The organism is Dyadobacter fermentans DSM 18053, from assembly GCF_000023125.1.
In the GTDB taxonomy this organism is placed as follows: Bacteria; Bacteroidota; Bacteroidia; order Cytophagales; family Spirosomataceae; genus Dyadobacter; species Dyadobacter fermentans.
In genome coordinates, this window is sequence record NC_013037.1 from 2,427,803 (window position 1) to 2,446,905 (window position 19,103).

General features: G+C 52.8%; 18 protein-coding genes. 3 read left to right on the forward strand and 15 right to left on the reverse strand.

The window, feature by feature from the left end; all coding sequences use genetic code 11:
• Nucleotide 1: 1 nt before the first annotated feature.
• From lolA2 to flxA, 14 genes are all read right to left on the reverse strand, one after another.
• Nucleotides 2-634 (reverse strand): flexirubin biosynthesis/transport protein LolA2, encoded by a 633-nt coding sequence (lolA2, locus tag DFER_RS09775; RefSeq protein WP_015811461.1) that lies wholly within the window; start codon nucleotides 632-634, stop codon nucleotides 2-4.
• The gene (locus DFER_RS09780) at nucleotides 621-1,391 is read right to left on the reverse strand and encodes a polysaccharide deacetylase family protein (protein ID WP_015811462.1); all 771 of its coding nucleotides are present in this window, start codon (nucleotides 1,389-1,391) and stop codon (nucleotides 621-623) included. The genes lolA2 and DFER_RS09780 overlap by 14 nt, the downstream gene beginning before the upstream one ends.
• Entirely contained in the window at nucleotides 1,381-2,376 is a 996-nt protein-coding gene (locus DFER_RS09785) for a beta-ketoacyl synthase chain length factor (RefSeq protein WP_015811463.1), read from the reverse strand. The genes DFER_RS09780 and DFER_RS09785 overlap by 11 nt, the downstream gene beginning before the upstream one ends.
• Nucleotides 2,369-3,553, reverse strand: a complete 1,185-nt coding sequence (locus DFER_RS09790) for a beta-ketoacyl-[acyl-carrier-protein] synthase family protein (protein ID WP_015811464.1) — start codon at nucleotides 3,551-3,553, stop codon at nucleotides 2,369-2,371. Before DFER_RS09790 ends, DFER_RS09785 begins: the two co-directional genes overlap by 8 nt.
• A gap of 12 nt (nucleotides 3,554-3,565) precedes the next feature.
• Nucleotides 3,566-3,826: a phosphopantetheine-binding protein gene (locus tag DFER_RS09795; protein WP_015811465.1), complete on the reverse strand. Its 261-nt coding sequence runs from the start codon at nucleotides 3,824-3,826 to the stop codon at nucleotides 3,566-3,568.
• A 23-nt stretch (nucleotides 3,827-3,849) separates the two neighbouring features.
• On the reverse strand, nucleotides 3,850-4,476 hold the full coding sequence (locus DFER_RS09800; RefSeq protein WP_015811466.1) for a hypothetical protein: 627 nt from the start codon (nucleotides 4,474-4,476) through the stop codon (nucleotides 3,850-3,852).
• A complete protein-coding gene (locus DFER_RS09805) occupies nucleotides 4,473-5,555 on the reverse strand; it encodes a beta-ketoacyl synthase N-terminal-like domain-containing protein (protein WP_015811467.1) in 1,083 nt (360 codons plus the stop codon). The genes DFER_RS09800 and DFER_RS09805 overlap by 4 nt, the downstream gene beginning before the upstream one ends.
• Complete coding sequence (locus tag DFER_RS09810; protein ID WP_015811468.1) at nucleotides 5,552-5,965, reverse strand: acyl-CoA thioesterase; 414 nt, start codon at nucleotides 5,963-5,965, stop codon at nucleotides 5,552-5,554. The genes DFER_RS09805 and DFER_RS09810 overlap by 4 nt, the downstream gene beginning before the upstream one ends.
• A gap of 18 nt (nucleotides 5,966-5,983) precedes the next feature.
• Nucleotides 5,984-6,403, reverse strand: coding sequence for a hotdog family protein (locus DFER_RS09815; RefSeq protein WP_015811469.1), 420 nt, complete (start codon nucleotides 6,401-6,403; stop codon nucleotides 5,984-5,986).
• Nucleotides 6,403-7,269: a lysophospholipid acyltransferase family protein gene (locus DFER_RS09820; protein WP_015811470.1), complete on the reverse strand. Its 867-nt coding sequence runs from the start codon at nucleotides 7,267-7,269 to the stop codon at nucleotides 6,403-6,405. The genes DFER_RS09815 and DFER_RS09820 overlap by 1 nt, the downstream gene beginning before the upstream one ends.
• Nucleotides 7,270-7,271: 2 nt before the next feature.
• Nucleotides 7,272-7,538 carry a phosphopantetheine-binding protein gene (locus DFER_RS09825; protein WP_015811471.1) on the reverse strand — a complete coding sequence of 89 codons (267 nt, stop codon included), beginning with the start codon at nucleotides 7,536-7,538 and terminating at the stop codon, nucleotides 7,272-7,274.
• A gap of 202 nt (nucleotides 7,539-7,740) precedes the next feature.
• Nucleotides 7,741-8,958: a beta-ketoacyl-[acyl-carrier-protein] synthase family protein gene (locus tag DFER_RS09830; protein ID WP_015811472.1), complete on the reverse strand. Its 1,218-nt coding sequence runs from the start codon at nucleotides 8,956-8,958 to the stop codon at nucleotides 7,741-7,743.
• 3 nt (nucleotides 8,959-8,961) lie between these two features.
• Nucleotides 8,962-9,693, reverse strand: coding sequence for a flexirubin biosynthesis SDR family reductase FlxB (gene flxB, locus DFER_RS09835; protein WP_015811473.1), 732 nt, complete (start codon nucleotides 9,691-9,693; stop codon nucleotides 8,962-8,964).
• Nucleotides 9,690-11,219: a flexirubin biosynthesis tyrosine ammonia-lyase FlxA gene (gene flxA, locus DFER_RS09840; protein WP_015811474.1), complete on the reverse strand. Its 1,530-nt coding sequence runs from the start codon at nucleotides 11,217-11,219 to the stop codon at nucleotides 9,690-9,692. Before flxA ends, flxB begins: the two co-directional genes overlap by 4 nt.
• Before the next feature lie 145 nt (nucleotides 11,220-11,364).
• Here flxA and DFER_RS09845 point away from each other — a divergent pair, with 145 nt between their 5' ends.
• From DFER_RS09845 to DFER_RS09855, 3 genes are read left to right on the forward strand one after another with little or no spacing between them, the layout of a single operon-like run.
• Nucleotides 11,365-15,228 carry a trifunctional MMPL family transporter/lysophospholipid acyltransferase/class I SAM-dependent methyltransferase gene (locus DFER_RS09845; RefSeq protein ID WP_015811476.1) on the forward strand — a complete coding sequence of 1,288 codons (3,864 nt, stop codon included), beginning with the start codon at nucleotides 11,365-11,367 and terminating at the stop codon, nucleotides 15,226-15,228.
• 22 nt (nucleotides 15,229-15,250) lie between these two features.
• Nucleotides 15,251-16,783 (forward strand): phytoene desaturase family protein, encoded by a 1,533-nt coding sequence (locus DFER_RS09850; protein WP_015811477.1) that lies wholly within the window; start codon nucleotides 15,251-15,253, stop codon nucleotides 16,781-16,783.
• 2 nt (nucleotides 16,784-16,785) lie between these two features.
• Nucleotides 16,786-18,033: an NAD(P)/FAD-dependent oxidoreductase gene (locus DFER_RS09855; protein ID WP_015811478.1), complete on the forward strand. Its 1,248-nt coding sequence runs from the start codon at nucleotides 16,786-16,788 to the stop codon at nucleotides 18,031-18,033.
• Here DFER_RS09855 and DFER_RS09860 read toward each other — a convergent pair whose 3' ends face one another.
• Nucleotides 18,034-19,077, reverse strand: coding sequence for a beta-ketoacyl synthase chain length factor (locus DFER_RS09860; protein WP_015811479.1), 1,044 nt, complete (start codon nucleotides 19,075-19,077; stop codon nucleotides 18,034-18,036).
• Between the last annotated feature and the right edge of the window lie 26 nt (nucleotides 19,078-19,103).

The window sequence follows — 19,103 nt, forward strand, 5'->3', positions numbered from 1 at the left end:
GTCAAAGGTCTTTAAACAGGTTTTCGGAAATGGGCTGATTGAACTTTTCCTGCTGGAATTTCATCACGCTCTTGTCGCCGCCTTTCTCGAAAAACGCGAGCTCCTTTAACCGAAGCGAACTTTTGGAAAAATTCATCGCAATTTTGGAATAAATGTTCTTCAAACGGCGGTTCACGGGCGTGAGCACGATCTGGTACTGGTCTCCATCTTCCAGCACAGCCGACGAAAAACCCTTATTTTGCTGAAAATCACCATTCACGAGCCCGATCATCAGCTCCTTGATCTGCGCCGCCATGCGACCGGCCTGGCCTACGTTTTTTTCCTTGTTTCCCTCCTGCACGCGCAACTTATCGCCGTTGATGAGGATAATGTATTTCGAAGGCGTCCGCTGCTCCCAGCGCATTTTGTTCTTTTGCTGGTAATAGAACAGCCCCGACGATTTTTCCGGCTCTTTCAGCACGGCCAATTGTTTCTCTTCGGTGAACGATGCCTGAATGGACGTCGTTGCCTGCGACGTTTTCCGCAACTCGGCCAGCACCTTCTCCGGATGAGCCACCGGCTTAAACGACTGAGCCTGCGCACAATGCGCCGCCATCAAAACGGCTATTATGCCAAATATGCTAATGCTTTTCATATGGTTCTTTCCCGATCAGCCGGGGAAGCGGTTCTATTTTAATGCCCATTTCGCGACAATGCCCGATGATGTCCGGCAGCGTATCCGCCGTAAGCGGCAGGTGATCATGCAACAGAACGATGTCTTTGGCCTTTAATTTTGAAATAATCTTCCGGATGAGCTGATACTTGTTTTTGGCACGCGTATCCATGCTCCTGAGCGACCAGCCGATGGATTGCATTTGCAGATCCTTCAAAACAGCCGCATACCGCGGGTTGGTTACACCGAACGGCGGCCTGAAAAACAGCGGTACATGTCCCGTGATGTCGCGGATGGCGTCGTTGCAGCGCTGAATGTCCGTCTGGAGCTTCTGTGTCGAAAACAGGGCTATGAGGTAATGATGGCTGTACGAATGGTTGGCAATCGTGTGCCCTTCCTCCACGATCCGCCGGAGCAGCTCGGGATGGCTCACGGCCTTCCTGCCGATCACGAAGAATGTGGCTTTGAGATTGTTTTCGAGCAATGTATCGAGAATGCGCGGCGTCGAATCGGGGTCGGGGCCGTCGTCGAAGGTGAGCGAAATGGCCCTTATTTTTCCCCGGTTAATGGATTTCAGAAAGTAATTCGCCTGAATTTGTGCTGAGCCATAGGCAGTAACACTCACAAAAAGCAATGCGATCGCCGCCAGCACTATCCACAGGTAATCGGTTTCCCAAAAAATGATGGAACTGAGCGCCGCCGCGGTAATGCAGAAGATTATGAGAAGGTTATGCTTCAACGGCTTTCAGCAGGATTAGTCCCAAATTGCTTTTTCTTAATGTATTACAAATAAACACATTTCTCACCTCACTATTCGCGCTAAGCATATCCACTGCATAATGCAATGCAAATGCCGAGGCCGTAGGATAAATGCCCGCTAGCGCCAGGTAATTGGCATGCCGCGATGCGCTCGCCACAGGCACGCCCGTATGAAGTACCAGATCAATGTCGCTGATCTGCAACCCGTTCCGGTCCAGAAATGCATCGATTTCCTCCTGCCCGTATTCCGCTCCGCCGCTGGTGTAAACATCCGCCAGTTCCGCAGCGGCATTACCCGCATTTTCCTGGGAAAGTATAAAAAACGACGCGCCGGAAGTGAGCGGAATGGACTTTTCGATCGTTAGTGAGGCATCGTCTCCGGCTTCCTGCCGGACATCCAGCCAGGCATCCAGCCGGAGTTCCAGGCGCTCCGTTATTTCATCCAGAATATCAATATGCTCATCCGCAGCGCCCACGAGCACATTACGGTCGCCTTCGCGCAGGAGCATGGAGGCGTCGAGCAATGCGTGCTCGAACGACAGCGTGTTCTGCGTGTGCGTCATGTTGTAGCCGTGGTTGCCGAGGCTCAGCGAAATTTGCCCCGCCATGGTGTTGTGTGTCGATTGGATGAACGAAGTCGGCGGGAGCAACCCTTCGACAGTCAGAGAAGTGTTCAGGAATTTTTCGGTGTCCTGCAAACAGCCCAGCCCCGTCCCTACCACGATCGCGTCCGGCTGTTCGATGCCCGCCTGGGCCACGCAATCCTTCGCACACGCCACCGACATCCGCAGGATCTTGCTCATCCGGCGCAGCAATCCGGCGTCGATATAAGCCTTATAATCGGGGCTGATCAATGCGGAAGATGCCTCAACGGGCTGCAATGCTGCGGAAAAGCCTGCATTGCCAAACGTAGGCTGATTCGAGATCGTGGACGCCGCCGATATGTACAATGCCGGTTTACTCATATTTCGTCAAAACCAATGATGAATTATTCCCTCCAAAACCAAATGAATTGGAAAGTACCGCATTCACTTGCACGCCTGTTTCCAGCTGCGTCACGGGCACCAGGCCCGTTTCGGCAATGGCCGTTTGGTAATTGAGGTTCGGGAAAAGCAGGTTATGGCGGATCGCCAGCACCGAAAACACCGCCTCAATGGCCCCGGCAGCCGCCAGCGTGTGGCCGGTAAATGCCTTCGTGGAGCTGAATGGCGGAATGCGGTCGCCGAAAACGTTTTGTAACGCTACCGACTCGGAATGGTCATTATTCTTCGTGCCCGTCCCATGCGCATTCACGTACGACACATCGCTTAACCCGATTCCCGCGCGGCGGATGGCATTTTCGATGGCCAGCGTAGCGCCTTTGCCATCGGGCGACGAGGCGGTTTGGTGGTATGCGTCGGCGGCATTCGCCCAGCCGCTTACGTTGCAGATAGGCTGATTACCAGTCAGTTCAAGGCTTTTCTCTCCTTCCAGCAGCAAAAACGCCGCTCCTTCTCCGAGGTTCAGTCCGGCGCGCGATTCGTCGAAGGGCCGGCACCATTGGTCGTCGTAGATCATCAGCGAGCGGAAACCGTCGATGGTGAAGCCGCTCAATGCGTCGGAACCACCTACGAGCACACGGTCGAGCGTGCCTTGCAGGATCAGCCGTGCGCCGAGCATGATGGCATTTACACCTGAGGAACAGGCGGTTGAAAGTGTATTAATGTATCCCGAAATGCCCAGCTCTTTGGCAATGCGCTCCGTCGTGCTCCCGCTGTCGTGTGTGGTGAGCAGCCGGTAGTCGGGCATGTTTTGCGATAAATAATCTTTGTAAAAAACCTCACTGCGGTCCATTCCGCCCACGGATGTAGCCGAAATGATGCCGGTGCGGATCACGCCGGAGCGTTTGTTATCGCCCCACGCCTCGCGGGCGGCCTGCAAGCCGAGCAATGAGGTCCGCGAAACGTATTCGGTCCCCACGCCTAATGCGGCACGCAGCTCGTCGTTGGAAGCTTTCACTTCGCCCGCCAGCGGTGCCCTGGTACCCTGCAAATATTGCAGCGGACCGATGCCCGTCCTGCCCTCGCGCAATGCACTCAGGTTTTCCTCCACCGACATGCCAATGGCCGACACAACGCCGATCCCGGTAATGCTAACGCCCATTCGGTGAGGTGATTAAGCGGCTTTTCTTTTAAGGATATACTCCGCCATTGTGTTAATGGACTTAAACGCCTCCTTGCCCTCTTCGGGGTTGGTAAGCTGGATGCCGTGGTATTTTTCGAGCAGCACGATCAGTTCGAGCGCGTCGATCGAATCCAGTCCGAGGCCCTGGTCGTTGAACAGCAGTGCGTCGTCGGCGATGTCGGCCACCGTCAGATCTTCCAGGTTGAGCTGTTCGATAATCTGTTTTTTAAGATCTTCTTTTAAACTATCCATATTGCTGATTAATTGTGCGTCTGTTAATATGCCGCAACCGCGCCGGTTTGCGACAGGTGAAGGAGGTTTTCACTGTTAAATTCCGTTCCACTGGTTCGCTCTTCCACCATAAAAAGGAAAACATCTGTGCCGGCCGCCGTCACTTCCAGCCATCCGCCCAGTAGCGCGCGGCTGCCCGAAGCGCGCAATATCCGGCTGTAATCCAGGTAAAAACCGGGAGCGAATTTAGGCAAAACGGCAAACATATTTTCGCCATACCATTTGTTGAGAATGGCGATTTCGCCCAGCACGATATTGGGCAATGTATATACGAAAAGGGACGGGCTCGGCGATCCGCCCTGCTCATAAGAATGCAAAAAACGACGGTCGGTTTCCGCACTCGACGATGCATTGGCGAACACAAGGGCAATCTCATCGTCGGCGTAAGCTTCTGTAATGCCGGGATTGGCCCGCTTGATGAGCTCCGAAGCCAGGTAACCGGCCTGCGAAAGCACATCCATTTTATAAAATTTGGGGTAGGCCAATTCCTGCTGCTTGTAAATCTGCTTGAACCAGCTGTCCTCCGACGCGGCATCGCGCCGGGCGATCACCTCGCCGTTCACCAGGACTTCGTCGGCCCGCAGGTTGCAATATGCTGTGATTACTCTCATAAGTTCCTGATCATCAACGAAGCATTGCCCCCACCGAACCCCGAAGCGGTTTTGAGGATCGTCCGCAGCGTTCGCGGTTCGTTTTCCTGAATGATATTCAAAGGCATGGACGTGCCCGCATCGCGGTAACCCAAACTTTTGATCAGCATGCCATTCCGCATCATCTGCATGCAAACGGCCGTTTCGATCACGCCTGCGGCGCCGAGCGTATGGCCGAAATAGCCTTTCAAACTATTCAGCGGCTTGTCCTGCAAGGAAAGCCGGTTGAATGCAATGGATTCCATTTCATCATTAAAAACCGTCCCCGTGCCATGTGCACAGATGAAATCGATGTCATTTGCGTCGGTTCCGTGTTTCTGCATCGTCCGCGCCACGCTGCGCACCAGGCCCTCGCCTGTGCGCGACGGTCCGGAGATATGGTTGGCGTCGTTTGCACTTGTGCCTGTGAGCAGCTGCAACGGGGTGTTTTTGAAAACCGATTGCGTAGCCGAAACCAGCGCAGCCCCACACCCTTCTCCGAGTGTAATGCCGTTTCGCGCGGCGTCAAACGGCGCGCAAGGCTTGTCGCTTACGGCAAACAGGGATTGAAAACCGTACAGCACAAAGTCCGAAGCCACATCGCAACCCATCACGATAACATGCTCATATTGACCGCCTTCAATCATATTCCCAGCCACATTCAGCGTGAGCACGCCCGAAATGCAGGCATTGGAAATCACCATCGGCAAATGCGCAAGACCGAACCGCTGCATTACCGCCGTGCAGGTGTCGCCAAACTGGTCTGAAAGATGGTCATCCAGCGCGCCCTTGGTGGAGCTGATCAGCACGATCGTGCGCTCGGAAGTGAGAATGGATGCGTCAATGCGTTGTTCGAGCGCCGCTAATGCCTTGATAACCAGCTGCTGGAAACGCAATGGCCCATTCAGGCCGGTTATTTTGGACAAATGAATGTCTTCCCCGTTAAAACCCGCCGAAGTCACGAGCGCAATCCCGCTTCGGTTTTCGTTCAGCGCCTGCCAGTTAGCCTCCGCGCTGTCGCCCAGCGGGCTCACGATGACCTCCGCACCAATGTAAATCATAGGTCGTACTGCGCTTTCCATTCCTTATAAAATTCCGGCGAGATCAGTTCCAGCTCGCGCGAATCGCGGTCGAGGAATACCTGCATTGTTTTGCCCGTAGCGCAAAGCTGGCCGGTGGTAACGTTAATCACCTGATATTCAAACTGGATCTTGGCCGATTTGGTCGGAATGTATTTTGTAATCACTTTAATAACCTGTCCGTAATAAACAGGCGCCTTATGGTCGATCTCCGACTTCACGATGGGCGTCACGAAACCTTTGGCGTGAATATCGAGGTATTCCAACCCGTACTTCTTTCCAAAAGCTTCTCTTCCGTCCTCGAAAAATTTCAGATAGTTGCCGTGCCACACCACTCCCATGGCATCGGTTTCGCTGAATCGGATATCAATATCTATTTCAGAAGAAATCATGAACTCTGTTATTTGGGGTTATTCGCTTACTACGATTTTCAACTCACAACCCAGCAATATACGCCCATCGAGCGAACTTTCGCCTTTTACAAGGTAAATATTTCCCAATTGGTGCAGGGGAGTGACAACCGTGCGGATCGTACCACCAACCGGAGGCAACTCAGTCACAAGCACTTTGCTTACCGCCCCGATAAAGCCGATTTTCGGCTCGCTGCCAGCCTTCCGGTCGAGGTAGCCGAACGACGCGGCGCAGGTTTGCGCGATGTGTTCGATCAGCCCCGTTTCCTGAAAAATGCCGTCCCGCACCAGCACATTGTCGCTTGTAACCGTAAAATCCGACTCAAACCGCTCCCGCGTGGCGCTGATAAGGTTATCGACCATCACAAATGGCGGACGATGCGGAATAAAATCGGTGATAGCGTCTTTCGCGACGATCATTATTGAAAGAAATTGAAATAGTTAAACCATTGTTCCGGGAATGCCCTCACCTTTCGTTCCAGCTCTTCCACATACAATTTCGCAATTTCCTCGGGCTTCATTTTGGCCTCGATCGGCTTGGTGGCGCTCAAATGATAGCTGTATTTCCCGTCCTTCGCAGCAAAAACAAAGGTCACCGGCGCATTGAATTTGGATGCGATCACAAACGGGCCGTACGGAAACCTGGCCTTGCGCCCCAGGAAATCCATTTCGATGTATTTGGCGCCTTCGAGGTAGCGGTCGGCGTGAATGGCCACAAACTCGTTGTTCACCAGCGCATTGCGAATTGAAATAACATGTGAAAGATCGTCCTTGATCGCGATCACCTTGAACCGCGAGCCGCCGGTGGACAGATCCATGTATTTTTTGATGTTTTCGACTTCGGCGTCGAGCATCACGATGTTGATCGTAGGCGTGATGCGGCCTTTGAGCAGATTACCGGCCGTTTCCCAGTTGCCTACGTGGGCGCTCAGCAAAATTCCGCCCCTGCCGGCATCGCGGATGTCGATCAGATATTGCTCATTTTCAAACACATGAGAAAATTCCCGGTCCTTGCCCAGCAGGAACGCCGCCCGGTCCACGAGTGTTTGCCCGAAAATATAGAAATTCCGGCGGGCCATTTTGCGGGCTTCCGGGCCGGTGATGTGAAGGGTGTTCTGGTAAAAATCGAGCAAAGCCTTTTTGGGCTTTGCCGCGAAAAGATAATAATAGTAAGTAACCACGCGCAGGAGCCCATATGCAAATCCGAGCCCCAAACTATTGATAAAAAACAGGAAAATCTTGTAACCCGTTAACGATCCCTTGGTCTTACCGTCCCAACGGCTCATTCTTACAATGCGAGTTTCTTACGGACAAGTTGATAGAAATCCCCGAACGTCACGATTTCCTTGAAATCCTCGCCGGTGAGTTTGATATTGAGATTTTCATCGATAAGCACAACCAGGTCGACGTAGTCGAGACTGTCCAGATCCAAGGTGTCTTTCAGACTGTTTTCAGGAAGAATCAAATCCCGGTCCACCTCAAATTCTTCAGATAGGAAATCTCTGGTCTCTTCAATTACTTCTTCCCAACTCATTTTAACGTCGTTAGCATACATAGCTGCAAAATTAGTTTATTCTTGCCGATAGTTTAAAAATATTCCCAAATTTTCAAATTAATGACCTGCTCCACACAATAAAATCCACTGGAAATCATTGCGGTTGACGGATGGAATATTGAAGGTTGACAAAAATACAAAATTTCGCTTCCGGGCGAACCGCCGTTCACGAAGTAATGGTGGTGTTCCGGCTTCCCGGCGGTCAGATTTTCCGCACGATCAGCGTTGAATTCGTTCCGCCGAAGCCAAACGAATTGGAGAGGAATACATTGATGTTCTGCTCCTTAGTCTCAGGAATTATGTTGATTTTCGCAGAATCCTCGTCGGGGTTTTCGAAGTTGATATTCGGGGCGATGAACGAGTTCTGCATCATCAGCAGCGAGTAGACGATCTCGCTCGCGCCGGCCATCCAGCATTCGTGGCCGGTCATGGATTTGGTGGAGCTCACCGGCACGTCCCCCCCGAAGACTTCGAATATGGCCCTCGCCTCGCTGCCGTCACCCACCGGAGTAGATGTGGCGTGGGCATTAATGTAGTCGATTTCGCCGGTAGAAATGCCCGCCTGTTTCAATGCCATTTGCAGTGAACGCGTCTGGCCGTCGATGCTCGGGTTGGAGATATGGTCACCATTGGACGAGAATCCGTAGCCGATCAGCTCGCCGAGAATGGGTGCGCCGCGTTTAACGGCCGCTTCGTACGATTCGAGGATGACGGTGGCCGCGCCGCCGCTCGGGATCAGACCGTCGCGGTCGCGGTCGAATGGGCGCGATGCTTTTTCAGGCTCCGACTCGCGGACGGAGAATGTGCCGAGGCCATCGAAACTAGCCATCGCCGCCGAATTGATCTCCTGCGCGCCCCCGCACACCACGCGCTCCTGCAAGCCCTGGCTGATCATCAGGTAGCCCATTCCGATCGAATGCGAACCCGACGCACAAGCCGCGCTCAATGTGAAATTGATGCCTTTCAATTTAAAAATCGTCGAAAGGTTCATGTTCACGGTGCTGTTCATGTTCTGGAAAATAGCCCCGGAGCCAATCAGCGTCGTGTCGTGCTTTTCGCGCACCTTGTCCACGGCCTCCACCACCGACGCCGCCGTGCTGTCGTTTCCGTAAATAATGCCCGTCTCGGTTTGTTCCAGAAAGTCGATATCGAGGCCCGACTGCGCCAACGCCTCGTGCGTGGCCATGTAGGCGTACACGGCGGGCTGGTGCATTCCCACGCGCTGGCGGCGCGAGAGGTAATTTTTCAGATCGGGCTCCTGCACCATGCCGGTGAGTGCCGAGCGGAAGCCGAAATCCTTACGCACCTGATCGAACACGATACCACTTTTACCGGCATACAATGACTGCGTCACCTCGTCCAGGTTTTTGCCCAAACAAGAATAAATGCCGATACCCGTGATAACAACCCTCTGGCTCATCGATTATGCGTAAATTCCTCCGTTGATATTAATAACCTCGCCCGTAATGTAAGCGGCCTTATCGGAAACGAGGAAGCTCACCAGGTGCGCCACCTCTTCCGCTTTGCCAAAACGGTTCATCGGTATCATTTGTTTCAATTCGTCCTCGTTAAGATCTTTGGTCATATCGCTCGTGATGAAGCCCGGCGCCACGGCATTCACCGTTATTTTGCGCTTGGCAACCTCCTGCGCTAGCGATTTCGTAGCGGCGATAATGGCCCCTTTGGCGGCCGAATAATTCACCTGTCCGGCCACGCCTTTCATACCCGACACCGACGCTATGTTCACAATCCGTCCGGAACGCTTGCGCAGCATTTGCTGGATCGCATTCTGGGTAACGTTATACAAGCCCTTGGCGGAGATGTTCAGCACGTCGTCCCAATCCTTTTCAGGCATCCACATAAACAGCCCGTCGCGGGTAATGCCGGCATTATTCACCAAAACACCGATAAACTTGTCTTCGTTCTGCTCGCGCCAGCCATTCAAAGCCTCATCCACTTCCGCTTTATGCTGCACATTGAAATGCAGGAGCTCGCCGTCGCCGCCATTGGCCCGGATCTCTGCCAGCGTTTCCTCCGCTGCCGCCTGGTTGGACGAGTAATTGACCAATATGTATAAACCATGATCCTTGGCCAGCTGAACCGCAATGGCCCTGCCGAGTCCCCTGGATGCACCGGTTACCAATGCGCAATTCATAAGTGAAATGGGGTTTCTTTAATATATTCAAAAACAGCCGCGATGCTCTCGGACTGCGGCACGTCGTCGGTAACGAACTGGGCGCGCTGGCGAATCTGCCCGTACACCGACTTCGCATTCGGCGAAAGCTTTTCCTTTTCTTCCGGATGTAGCAGGTCTATCGCCTGGCAAATCGCCATGATGTGGATCGACATTACCTGAAACGCATTTTCAAGCACCTGCTTGGCGATCACCGCCGAGTTGGTACCCATGCTCACAATATCCTGGTTGTCGTTGTTATTGGGAATGCTATGAATGTAAACCGATGTCGATAATGCCTGGCTTTCGGCCGTGGTGGACGTGGCTGTAAACTGAACGCCCTGGAAACCGAAGTTCAGCCCCCATGTTCCTGCGTTGAGGAACGGCGGGAATTTACCATTCAATTTACTGTTCATCAGGAAGTTGAGCTGGCGTTCCATGAGCATGGTGAGTTTGGTCAGAACCAGTTTCACCTTGTCCATTTCCAGTGAGATATAGTCGCCGTGGAAGTTGCCGCCGTGGAAAACGTTATCATCTTCCGGCCGCACGATCGGGTTGTCGTTGGTTGAATTCAACTCATTTTCAACCACTTCCTGCGCATATTGGATTGTATCGAGCACCGGGCCGAGGATTTGCGGCACGCAGCGGATCGAGTAGTATTCCTGTATTTTTCTTTCAAATTCGGTCTTCTGCATGGCCGTATCGTCGCGGAAGAGCTCCTCCCGGCTGCGGATGAGGCCGCTGCCGGCTACAAAGTCACGCATGAGCTGCGCCACCGTTTGCTGGCCTTTGTGGTGTTTCACGGCATTGAGCTGCTTCGAAAACGAATCGTCGAATGACTCGATGGCCTCGTTGATCATCGACGACGCAGTAATGGCCCATTGCACGAGCCGTTTGGCGTAAATGAGGTTAATCGCCGCCATACCCGTCATGCAAGACGTGCCATTGATCAACCCGAGGCCGTCGCGGAGCTCCATTTTGAGCGGCTTAATGCCCTTTTCGGCCAACACCTCCGCGGTTTTGCGGCGCGCACCGTTTTCATACACATGCCCTTCGCCGATCAGGTTCAGGCCAAGGTGCGATAGCTGTACGAGGTCGCCGCTGGCGCCTACGCTGCCGTGCTCGAAGATTTCGGGAATTACACCATGATTTAAAAACGCCACCAACTGCTTGATCACGGCTGTGCTCACGCCCGAGTTGGCCTGCAAAAAAGAGTTCAGGCGCGCGAGCATCACGGCACGGGCGTAAATCTCGTTCAGTGGCTTCCCTACCCCGCTCGAATGGCTGCGGATCAGGTTGTATTGCAGGTTGTTGAGCTGGTCGGTTTCGATGCGGTATTGCGCCATGGGCCCAAAACCGGTATTGATACCGTATATGATTTTGTCTTTCGAGAAATTCGTTAAAAAAGCGAATGATTGGGATACTTGATGGAGGGCGTCTTCGGCTAAGATAAATTCCTTCTTTTCAAAAGCATACTGCTCGATCTGAGCTAATGAAATACGATTCATTTAGTGCTGGCGTAATTAAATATGGTGTAAAATAAATCTTTTTTCAGCGTTTTGGCAAACACGAACCGGTAAGCGGCAACAGGCACGGAAGTTGCCGGAGTGATACAATTCATTAATTTTGCCGGACATTCACGTTACGCTGTCAATGCTAGGAGATTTACTATTAAGGCTAAACAAATTCCTTTCCAATCACAAAGCCGCGTTTTTCCTTAGTCTGCTCGCCATTGTCGGTATCCTCCTGGCCGGGATTGCGCGGCTAAAAGTAACCGAAAGTATTTTCGCGACGCTACCGAAGGGTAAAAGCTTCGAAGAGTTCAATCGGTTGGTGGAAAGTAAAAACATTATCAACCAAATCGTTTTCTCCCTCGAAATCCCCGCCGAGACGGACACCGATGCCGCGCGAGAGATCGCCGAAAACTTCACCGACTCGCTGGGCCGCTACACCAACGGCTATGTACGCAACATCCAGGCCGAGCGCCCGAATGTGCAGGAAGATGTCTATCAATATGTATACAGCCACTTTCCGCTGCTCATCGAGCCTTCTTATTACACCCATATTCAATCCCGCATCGTCCCCGACTCGATCCGCGCGTCGGTGGCTTCCACCTATAACCAGCTCCTCACCCCCGGCGGCTCGTTTCTGAAACAATTTGTACTCAACGACCCGCTCGGCGTGACCGGCCGGTATTTCAAAGAACTGAACGCCGCCAACAACACCGGCGCCATGGTAATGGACGACGGCATCATGTTCACCGCCGACCGCAAGAGCGTCCTCATTTTCGCCTCCACCAGCTTCGATTCCGGCAGTTCCGAAAAAAACGTGGAGCTTTTCGAGCTCATGGAGGCATTCAAAACCAAATGGAACCGCCAGCACCGGTATAACAAGTTCTCTTATTTCGGCACATTCGAAATTGCGGCGCGGAATGCCATTCAGGTGAAGCAGGATTCGTATTTTACGTCGTTTCTGGCATTGGCGGGCATTCTGGCGCTGCTCATCGCCTATTACCGGAAGCTGCTCATACCTATTTACATTACATTGCCGGGCGTTTTCGGGGCGTTGTTCGCGCTGGGCATTGTGGGTTATGTCCGGCCGGAGATCTCGGGCATCTCGCTGGCCACCGGCGCGGTGATCTTCGGCATTCTGCTCGATTACGCATTCCACTTTTTCACACACCTCAGGCACACGCATTCCATTCCCGTTGCAATTAAGGAAGTAAGCGGACCGCTGCTCACCGGCAGTTTCACCACGGTGATGGCGTTCAGCGCGTTGCATTTCGCCAATTCCACCGTGTTACAGGACTTTGGCCTGTTCTCCTCGCTCGCATTGTTCGGTGCGGCGCTGTTTACGCTCACCGCATTGCCGGTCATCCTCTCCTCCACGCGTTTCGACATTCAAAAGATTCCCGGCGAACAGAGCTGGTTCCGCATTCCCACAATTCCCGACCAATGGCGCGGCGCCACATTGGCGGGCATTGCCGTGCTGACGGGCATATTCCTTTACTTTTCAGGCGGCACCGAGTTCGACGCCGGTTTCGAAAACCTCAGCATTCAGGACCCGGAACTGAGCGGCCGCGAGGAAGCACTTACGGGCATCAATCCCCGGAAACAAAAGCGCATTTACGTATTCGCATCCAACCCGCGCCGGGCCGTGGCGGAGCAGGTCAATCACGATGCATATCGAAAACTGACGGCATTACACAGCGAGGGCCGCATTGTCAGCTTCGTGTCATCCGGCTCCCTGCTGATCCCGCAGGACCTCAAACGCGAGCGGATGCGGCGCTGGCAGGATTTCTGGACGCCGGGCCGCACCGATTCCACATTCCGCGTGCTCAACCAGTCGGCGGCGCAGCACGGCTTCAACGCCTACGCATTCAATGATTTCAAAGGTTGGATTGCCGGCAGGAGCACTTCCAACATCTCGCTCGATACACTTTTTACGGAACTGGGCGTCGATAACCTGATCGATGTGAAAGCGTCGGGCACGACGTTCATTTCGACTGTGGTCGTGAATCAGGAAAAACTGAACGACGTCAAAAAGGAACTGAGGGCCATTCCGGGCGTCGAACTCTTCGATCGCGGTGAGCTGGCGGGCGAGCTGCTCACGATGGTCAAGGATGATTTCAACTACTTATTATTCATTTCGGCGGCCATTGTATTCTTTACATTACTGATCGTGTACGGCCGCATCGAGCTCACGCTGCTGTCGTTCCTGCCGATGGTGATCAGCTGGATCTGGATTTTGGGCATAGCGGCCATTCTCGGCATCAAATTCAACTTTGTGAATGTGATCGTGACGACCTTCATTTTCGGGTTGGGCGACGATTTCAGCATTTTTGTTACCGACGGGTTATTGAGTAAATACAAGTCCGGCAAAGACACATTGCGCTCCTACCAGGCCGCCATTGCATTATCGGCGACCACCACATTGATCGGCACCGGCGTGCTCATCTTCGCCGAACATCCGGCCATTCACTCGATTTCGCTCATCAGCGTGCTCGGGATTGTATGTATCCTGTTCATTTCGTTTGTTTTCCAGCCGGTATTCTTCGATTTTTTTGTCCAGAAACGCATTGCCCAAAAGAAAGCGCCGGTGACGATGCTGCCTTTCCTGATCAGCATTTCGAGCTTCAATTACTTCCTCTCGGGCTGTCTGTTCCTGCATTCCAAGCTCGTCACGATTTTGCTGCTCCCGATGACGCGGAAAAAGAAGCGGGCGGCGATCAACAACTCGCTTTCTTTTTACGCCAAAACCGTGATTTATTCGGGCCCGCATGTGAAAAAGAACTTTTCGGGGCTCGAAAACCTGGATATGAACCGGCCGGTGATTTTCATCGCCAACCACACGTCTTTCCTGGACATCCTGCTGGCGATCATGCTGCACCCCAAAATCGTGCTGATGGTAAAAGGCTGGGTGTATAAATCGCCGTTCTTTGGCCCTATTATCCGTTTTGCCGGCTATGTGTACAGCGAGGACGGCCCTGAGGAGAATATCGAAAAGGTGAAAGCCCTGGTGGCCGACGGCTACTCGGTGCTCATTTTCCCGGAGGGCACGCGCTCGGAGGACGGCAACATTGCGCGGTTCCACAAAGGCGCATTTTACCTCGCCGAGCAGCTCGGCCTAGACATTCAGCCGATATTGCTCCACGGCGCGCACGACGTACTGCCCAAAAATGACTTCCTCATTCGCCCGGGCGCGCTCAACGTGCGCGTACTGCCGCGTATCAGCTATGCGGACGAGTGCTGGGGCCCCACGCTGCGCGACAAAACGAAGGCCATTGCCGCATTCTATAAGCAGGAGTTTGCCGCATTTAAAAACGAAATGGAGGACACGGCCTATTTGAAACATAAAATCTTCACCAATTACGTGTTCAAAGGGCCAGTGCTGGAATGGTATTTCAAAGTAAAATGGCGGCTTGAAAGCAAGAACTTTACCTACTATAATGAGCTGATCGGCGACAGGAAGCGCATTCTGGACGTCGGTTGCGGGTACGGCTACCTGTCGTTTTTCCTACATTACAAAAACGAGGAGCGCGTGATCACGGGCATCGACTACGACGAGGAAAAAATCGAAATCGCCGAAAACAGCTATAACAAAACGGCCAACCTGCGGTTTGTTTACCAGGACATTATGGCGGCAGACCTCGGTTCGCAGGACGTCCTGTTTTTAAATGATGTGCTGCATTATTTATCCAGGGAAAAACAAGTTATTTTGCTCGAACGTTGTGCCGCAGCCTTGGCGCCGGGCGGGATCCTGTTTATCCGCGACGGCATCACCGACCTGACCACGAAACATCAGAACACACAAAAGACCGAAGCATTGTCGACAGGCCTGTTTGCATTCAACCGGAAGACCGACGAATTCCACTTCTTCGCATCGCAGGACATCCGCGATTACGCGACGAGGCACGGCTTTGGTTACGAAATGCAGGAGCATTCCAGCAATACTTCCAATGTGCTTTTCGTGTTGCGCAAACCCGCGTTCCCTCCTACCTCGCCGATTACTAACTAGGATTTTTTCATTCACCATATAAATGCAAACTTCCGCTGTGCAAAAGGAATATGATTTTGTGATTGTTGGGAGCGGACTGGGCGGTCTGGCTTGTGCCAACATCCTGGCAAAGGAAGGTTATAGTGTGGTGGTACTCGAAAAAAACCATCAGATCGGCGGACATTTGCAGGTTTACAGCCGCGACAAGACGATTTACGACACCGGCGTACATTATGTAGGCGGCCTCGACGAGGGCGAGAATCTCTACCAGTTTTTCAAATATTTCGGCATTCTCGATAAACTGAAACTCAAACGGCTCGACGACGACCGGTTCGATGTGATCCGCTTCGAGGACGGCTCCGAATATGCCTACGCGCAGGGAATGGAGCATTTTGAGCAAAAACTGATCTCCTATTTCCCCGATGAAGCAGCCGCTATCCGGGCCTACTGCCAAAAAGTGACGGATACCTGTGCGAAATTCCCGCTTTACAACCTGGAAACGGCAGGCGACAACTACCTGAACGACGAGAGCATCCTCACCCTGAACGCCTACGATTACATTGCATCCCTCACCGACAACATCCGTTTGCGGAATGTGCTCGCGGGAAACAACTTATTGTATGCGGGTGTGAAGGAGAAAACGCCGTTTTACGTGCACGCGCTCATTCTCAAAAGCTACCTCAACGGTGCCTACAAATTCGTGGACGGCGGCTCGCAGATCGCGATCCAGCTCAGCCGTGCGGTAAGGCAGCACGGCGGGGAGATTTACAAGCATAAAAAGGTAACCGGCGCGCATTACAACGAAAAGGGGCACATTACCGAAGTGGTGTGCGAGAATGGCGAGACTTTCCGCGGAAGGGAATTTATCTCCAATATCCACCCGTCGGTCACGATCGACGTTTTCGGCCCGGAACGGTTCCTGAGTGTGTACCGCGCCAGAGTGCAGGCGCTGGAAAACAGTGTTTCGACCTTCCTGGTGCATATTTCCTTCAAAGACAACACCTTCGAATACCTGAATTACAACATTTACCAGCACCATATCGACAACGTTTGGGAAGGTGTATCGTACGACCAGGCTACCTGGCCGCAGACCTATTTCATTTGCACGCCTTCGATCTCCAAGAAAGGCGAATACGCCGATTCGATGTCGATCATGTGTTACATGGATGCATCGGAAACGGCAGCCTGGGCCGATACATTCAGTACGGTGGCCGAGCCCGGGGCGCGGGATGCGGCTTACGCGCAGTTCAAAAAAGATAAGGAAGCGCTGGTGCTGGCCCGGATTGAGACGGTATTTCCCGGCATTTCGGCGAAAATCAAATCGGTGCACAGCGCATCGCCGCTGACCTTCCGGGATTACATCGGTAACGGAAACGGCACGATGTACGGCATCGTCAAAGATTCGACATCGCCCATGAAAACGCGGATCAACACGCGCACCAAAATCCCGAACCTGCACCTGACGGGCCAGAATATTTCCCTGCACGGGATATTAGGGGTGACCGTCAGCGCTTTTGTCACGTGCTTCTCATTTTTAGATAAAGAAAAACTCATTCAAAAAGTAAAAAACGCCTGATTATGCAAACTGTCGATGTGCTGGTTATCGGAGCCGGCCCTGCCGGAACTGTCGCTGCTTCTTACCTGAAAAAGCAGGGCTACGACGTCACGATCCTGGAAAAAGAAAAATTCCCGCGTTTCCAGATCGGTGAAAGCCTTTTGCCGTGTTGTATGGAACATTTAACGGAAGCCGGGCTGCGGGAGGCCATCGAGCCATTGAATTTTCAGAAAAAAACAGGTGCGGCATTCATGCGTGGCGAGAAGCGGTGCGAGTTCTTTTTTGAAGATCAGTTTACCAAAGGCTGGACATGGACCTGGCAGGTGAAGCGCGCCGACTTTGACAGCAAACTGGCGGAAGCAACGCGTGAAAAAGGCGTGGATGTGAATTTTGAATGCGAAGTGACCGCGGTGGAATGTGGCCCGGAGAAACAGATTGTGGATTACAAGGATGCCGAAGGCAATGCGCATCGCATTGAAGCGAAATTTATCATCGATTCGAGCGGTTATGGCCGCGTTCTGCCCCGGCTTTTCAACCTGAGCAAAGCTTCCGCATTCACGCCGCGCGGGGCGGTTTTCTCGCATTTGGAAGACAAAAACCGTTCGGAAGAGGCCAGCAACAACATTTTTGTGCATTCGTTCGACAATAACAAATCGTGGATCTGGGCAATCCCATTCTCCGACGGCTCCACGTCCGTGGGTATTGTGGGCGACAGGGAAAAGATCGAAGCGCTGGCCGAAAACAATGGCGAACAATACAAGGAGTTCATCCGCAATTTCGCCGACCTGAACGGCCGGTTCAAAGAGTCTGATTTCAAATTCGAGCCGCGGGCGATCCTCGGGTATTCAATCGGCGTAACGCAAATGTCGGGCGAAGGTTTCGTGCTTTCGGGCAACAGCACCGAGTTTCTCGACCCTATTTTCTCATCGGGCGTGACATTCGCCACGGCCTCGGGCCTGCTTTCCGCCAAAATGACCCACAAGCATTTACAAGGTGAAGCGGTGAATTGGAAAAAGGATTACGAAGAAGTAATCCAGCAGGGTATTAATGTGTTTAGAAGCTACGTTACCGGCTGGTATTCAGGCGACTTTCAGACCATAGTTTTTGCCAAACACATCGACGAGGACATTAAGCGGCAAATCTGCTCGGTATTAGCTGGCTACGTTTGGGATCAGAGCAACCCGTTCGTCAAAAAGCACGACACCATCCTGCCCACACTCGCGAAGGTGATCAAAATGAAGGAAAAGGCGGAGGAAACCGACCTGAGCTAGTCAGGCGCCCAGTAATATAAACCCGTGCTGCGAAGCTTTGTAATGATTGTAAATCAGGATATGCTTCGGAGTACGGGTATTTTTTTGCGCCCACACGCACACCTCCGGCACACGCTTGCCTGCAATCGCCTGCGCGCCCATCCAGGTCGCAAATGCGGAGGCGGTGGGGTAATCGCCGACCATATTTTTATAAGTATAGCAGTTACTACCTTCGAACAGCGTGTTTTGGAGGTTGAAATACCAATGGTCGCTGCGGTTATCGCCGCTGATTCCCAGGATGATCGCATCTACATCCGCCGGCATCAGATGGTTTCGCTGCAAAAAAGCGGTTGCAGCAGGCGCAAGCTCGTTTTCAGCCAGGTTATTACCTTGAAAAACATCCAGGATTTGTGCCTGCGCACCATCCGTCCGTTCCGCAGCGACAACGAACATTGCTGCGCCCTCACCGTTCGCCGAGCCGGGCGAATCGAGCGTGAACAGGTTTTCGGATGTAAAATTGCCGGTTTTGAATGAGCCTGCCAGCAGGTCTATATTATGGTTATAATCCGAAATCTCTTCAATACTTCCTACCAGGAACGACTTGCCGCGCTTTTCCTCCAACAATAGCATCGTATCCAGCAATGCAGCTTCGAATGCCAGGCCCTTGTGAACGTGCGTGGTGTTGTAGCCGGTCGTTTTGCTCATGAGCGCGAGGTTACCTGCCACCGCATTGGGCGTGCTTTGCACAAAGTTGGTCGGCGTGAGCGTGCCCTCGTTGTAGTCGACGATCTGATTGAGGAATTTCAGGCAATCTTCCAGGCCGCCGTTTGCGGTACCGAGGATAATGCCCTCAATGTCGGCATGCTGGATCAATGGAAGCCCTGCTCCCACGCCCATACGCACCGCCTTGCCCATTCTGCGGAGCAATCCGGCGGGAATGAGCTGACCGTAAGCGGGCTCGACGGCAATGTACCTGTCGCCCTCATGCACCTTGATGTCGCCTTCGAAAAAAGCATCGTCAAAAGTACGCTGGGGCGATATGCAGGCTGAATCGGTAATATACATTCGTGAAAATAACTCCTCGGTGGTTG

Coding starts and splice junctions, on each gene's coding strand:
- lolA2 (WP_015811461.1), bottom strand. CDS start 634: ATGAAAAGCATTAGCATATTTGGCATAATAGCCGTTTTGATGGCGGCG.
- DFER_RS09785 (WP_015811463.1), bottom strand. CDS start 2,376: ATGAGTAAACCGGCATTGTACATATCGGCGGCGTCCACGATCTCGAAT.
- DFER_RS09790 (WP_015811464.1), bottom strand. CDS start 3,553: ATGGGCGTTAGCATTACCGGGATCGGCGTTGTGTCGGCCATTGGCATG.
- DFER_RS09795 (WP_015811465.1), bottom strand. CDS start 3,826: ATGGATAGTTTAAAAGAAGATCTTAAAAAACAGATTATCGAACAGCTC.
- DFER_RS09800 (WP_015811466.1), bottom strand. CDS start 4,476: ATGAGAGTAATCACAGCATATTGCAACCTGCGGGCCGACGAAGTCCTG.
- DFER_RS09805 (WP_015811467.1), bottom strand. CDS start 5,555: ATGATTTACATTGGTGCGGAGGTCATCGTGAGCCCGCTGGGCGACAGC.
- DFER_RS09810 (WP_015811468.1), bottom strand. CDS start 5,965: ATGATTTCTTCTGAAATAGATATTGATATCCGATTCAGCGAAACCGAT.
- DFER_RS09815 (WP_015811469.1), bottom strand. CDS start 6,403: ATGATCGTCGCGAAAGACGCTATCACCGATTTTATTCCGCATCGTCCG.
- DFER_RS09820 (WP_015811470.1), bottom strand. CDS start 7,269: ATGAGCCGTTGGGACGGTAAGACCAAGGGATCGTTAACGGGTTACAAG.
- DFER_RS09825 (WP_015811471.1), bottom strand. CDS start 7,538: ATGTATGCTAACGACGTTAAAATGAGTTGGGAAGAAGTAATTGAAGAG.
- DFER_RS09830 (WP_015811472.1), bottom strand. CDS start 8,958: ATGAGCCAGAGGGTTGTTATCACGGGTATCGGCATTTATTCTTGTTTG.
- flxB (WP_015811473.1), bottom strand. CDS start 9,693: ATGAATTGCGCATTGGTAACCGGTGCATCCAGGGGACTCGGCAGGGCC.
- flxA (WP_015811474.1), bottom strand. CDS start 11,219: ATGAATCGTATTTCATTAGCTCAGATCGAGCAGTATGCTTTTGAAAAG.
- DFER_RS09845 (WP_015811476.1), top strand. CDS start 11,365: ATGCTAGGAGATTTACTATTAAGGCTAAACAAATTCCTTTCCAATCAC.
- DFER_RS09850 (WP_015811477.1), top strand. CDS start 15,251: ATGCAAACTTCCGCTGTGCAAAAGGAATATGATTTTGTGATTGTTGGG.
- DFER_RS09855 (WP_015811478.1), top strand. CDS start 16,786: ATGCAAACTGTCGATGTGCTGGTTATCGGAGCCGGCCCTGCCGGAACT.
- DFER_RS09860 (WP_015811479.1), bottom strand. CDS start 19,077: ATGTATATTACCGATTCAGCCTGCATATCGCCCCAGCGTACTTTTGAC.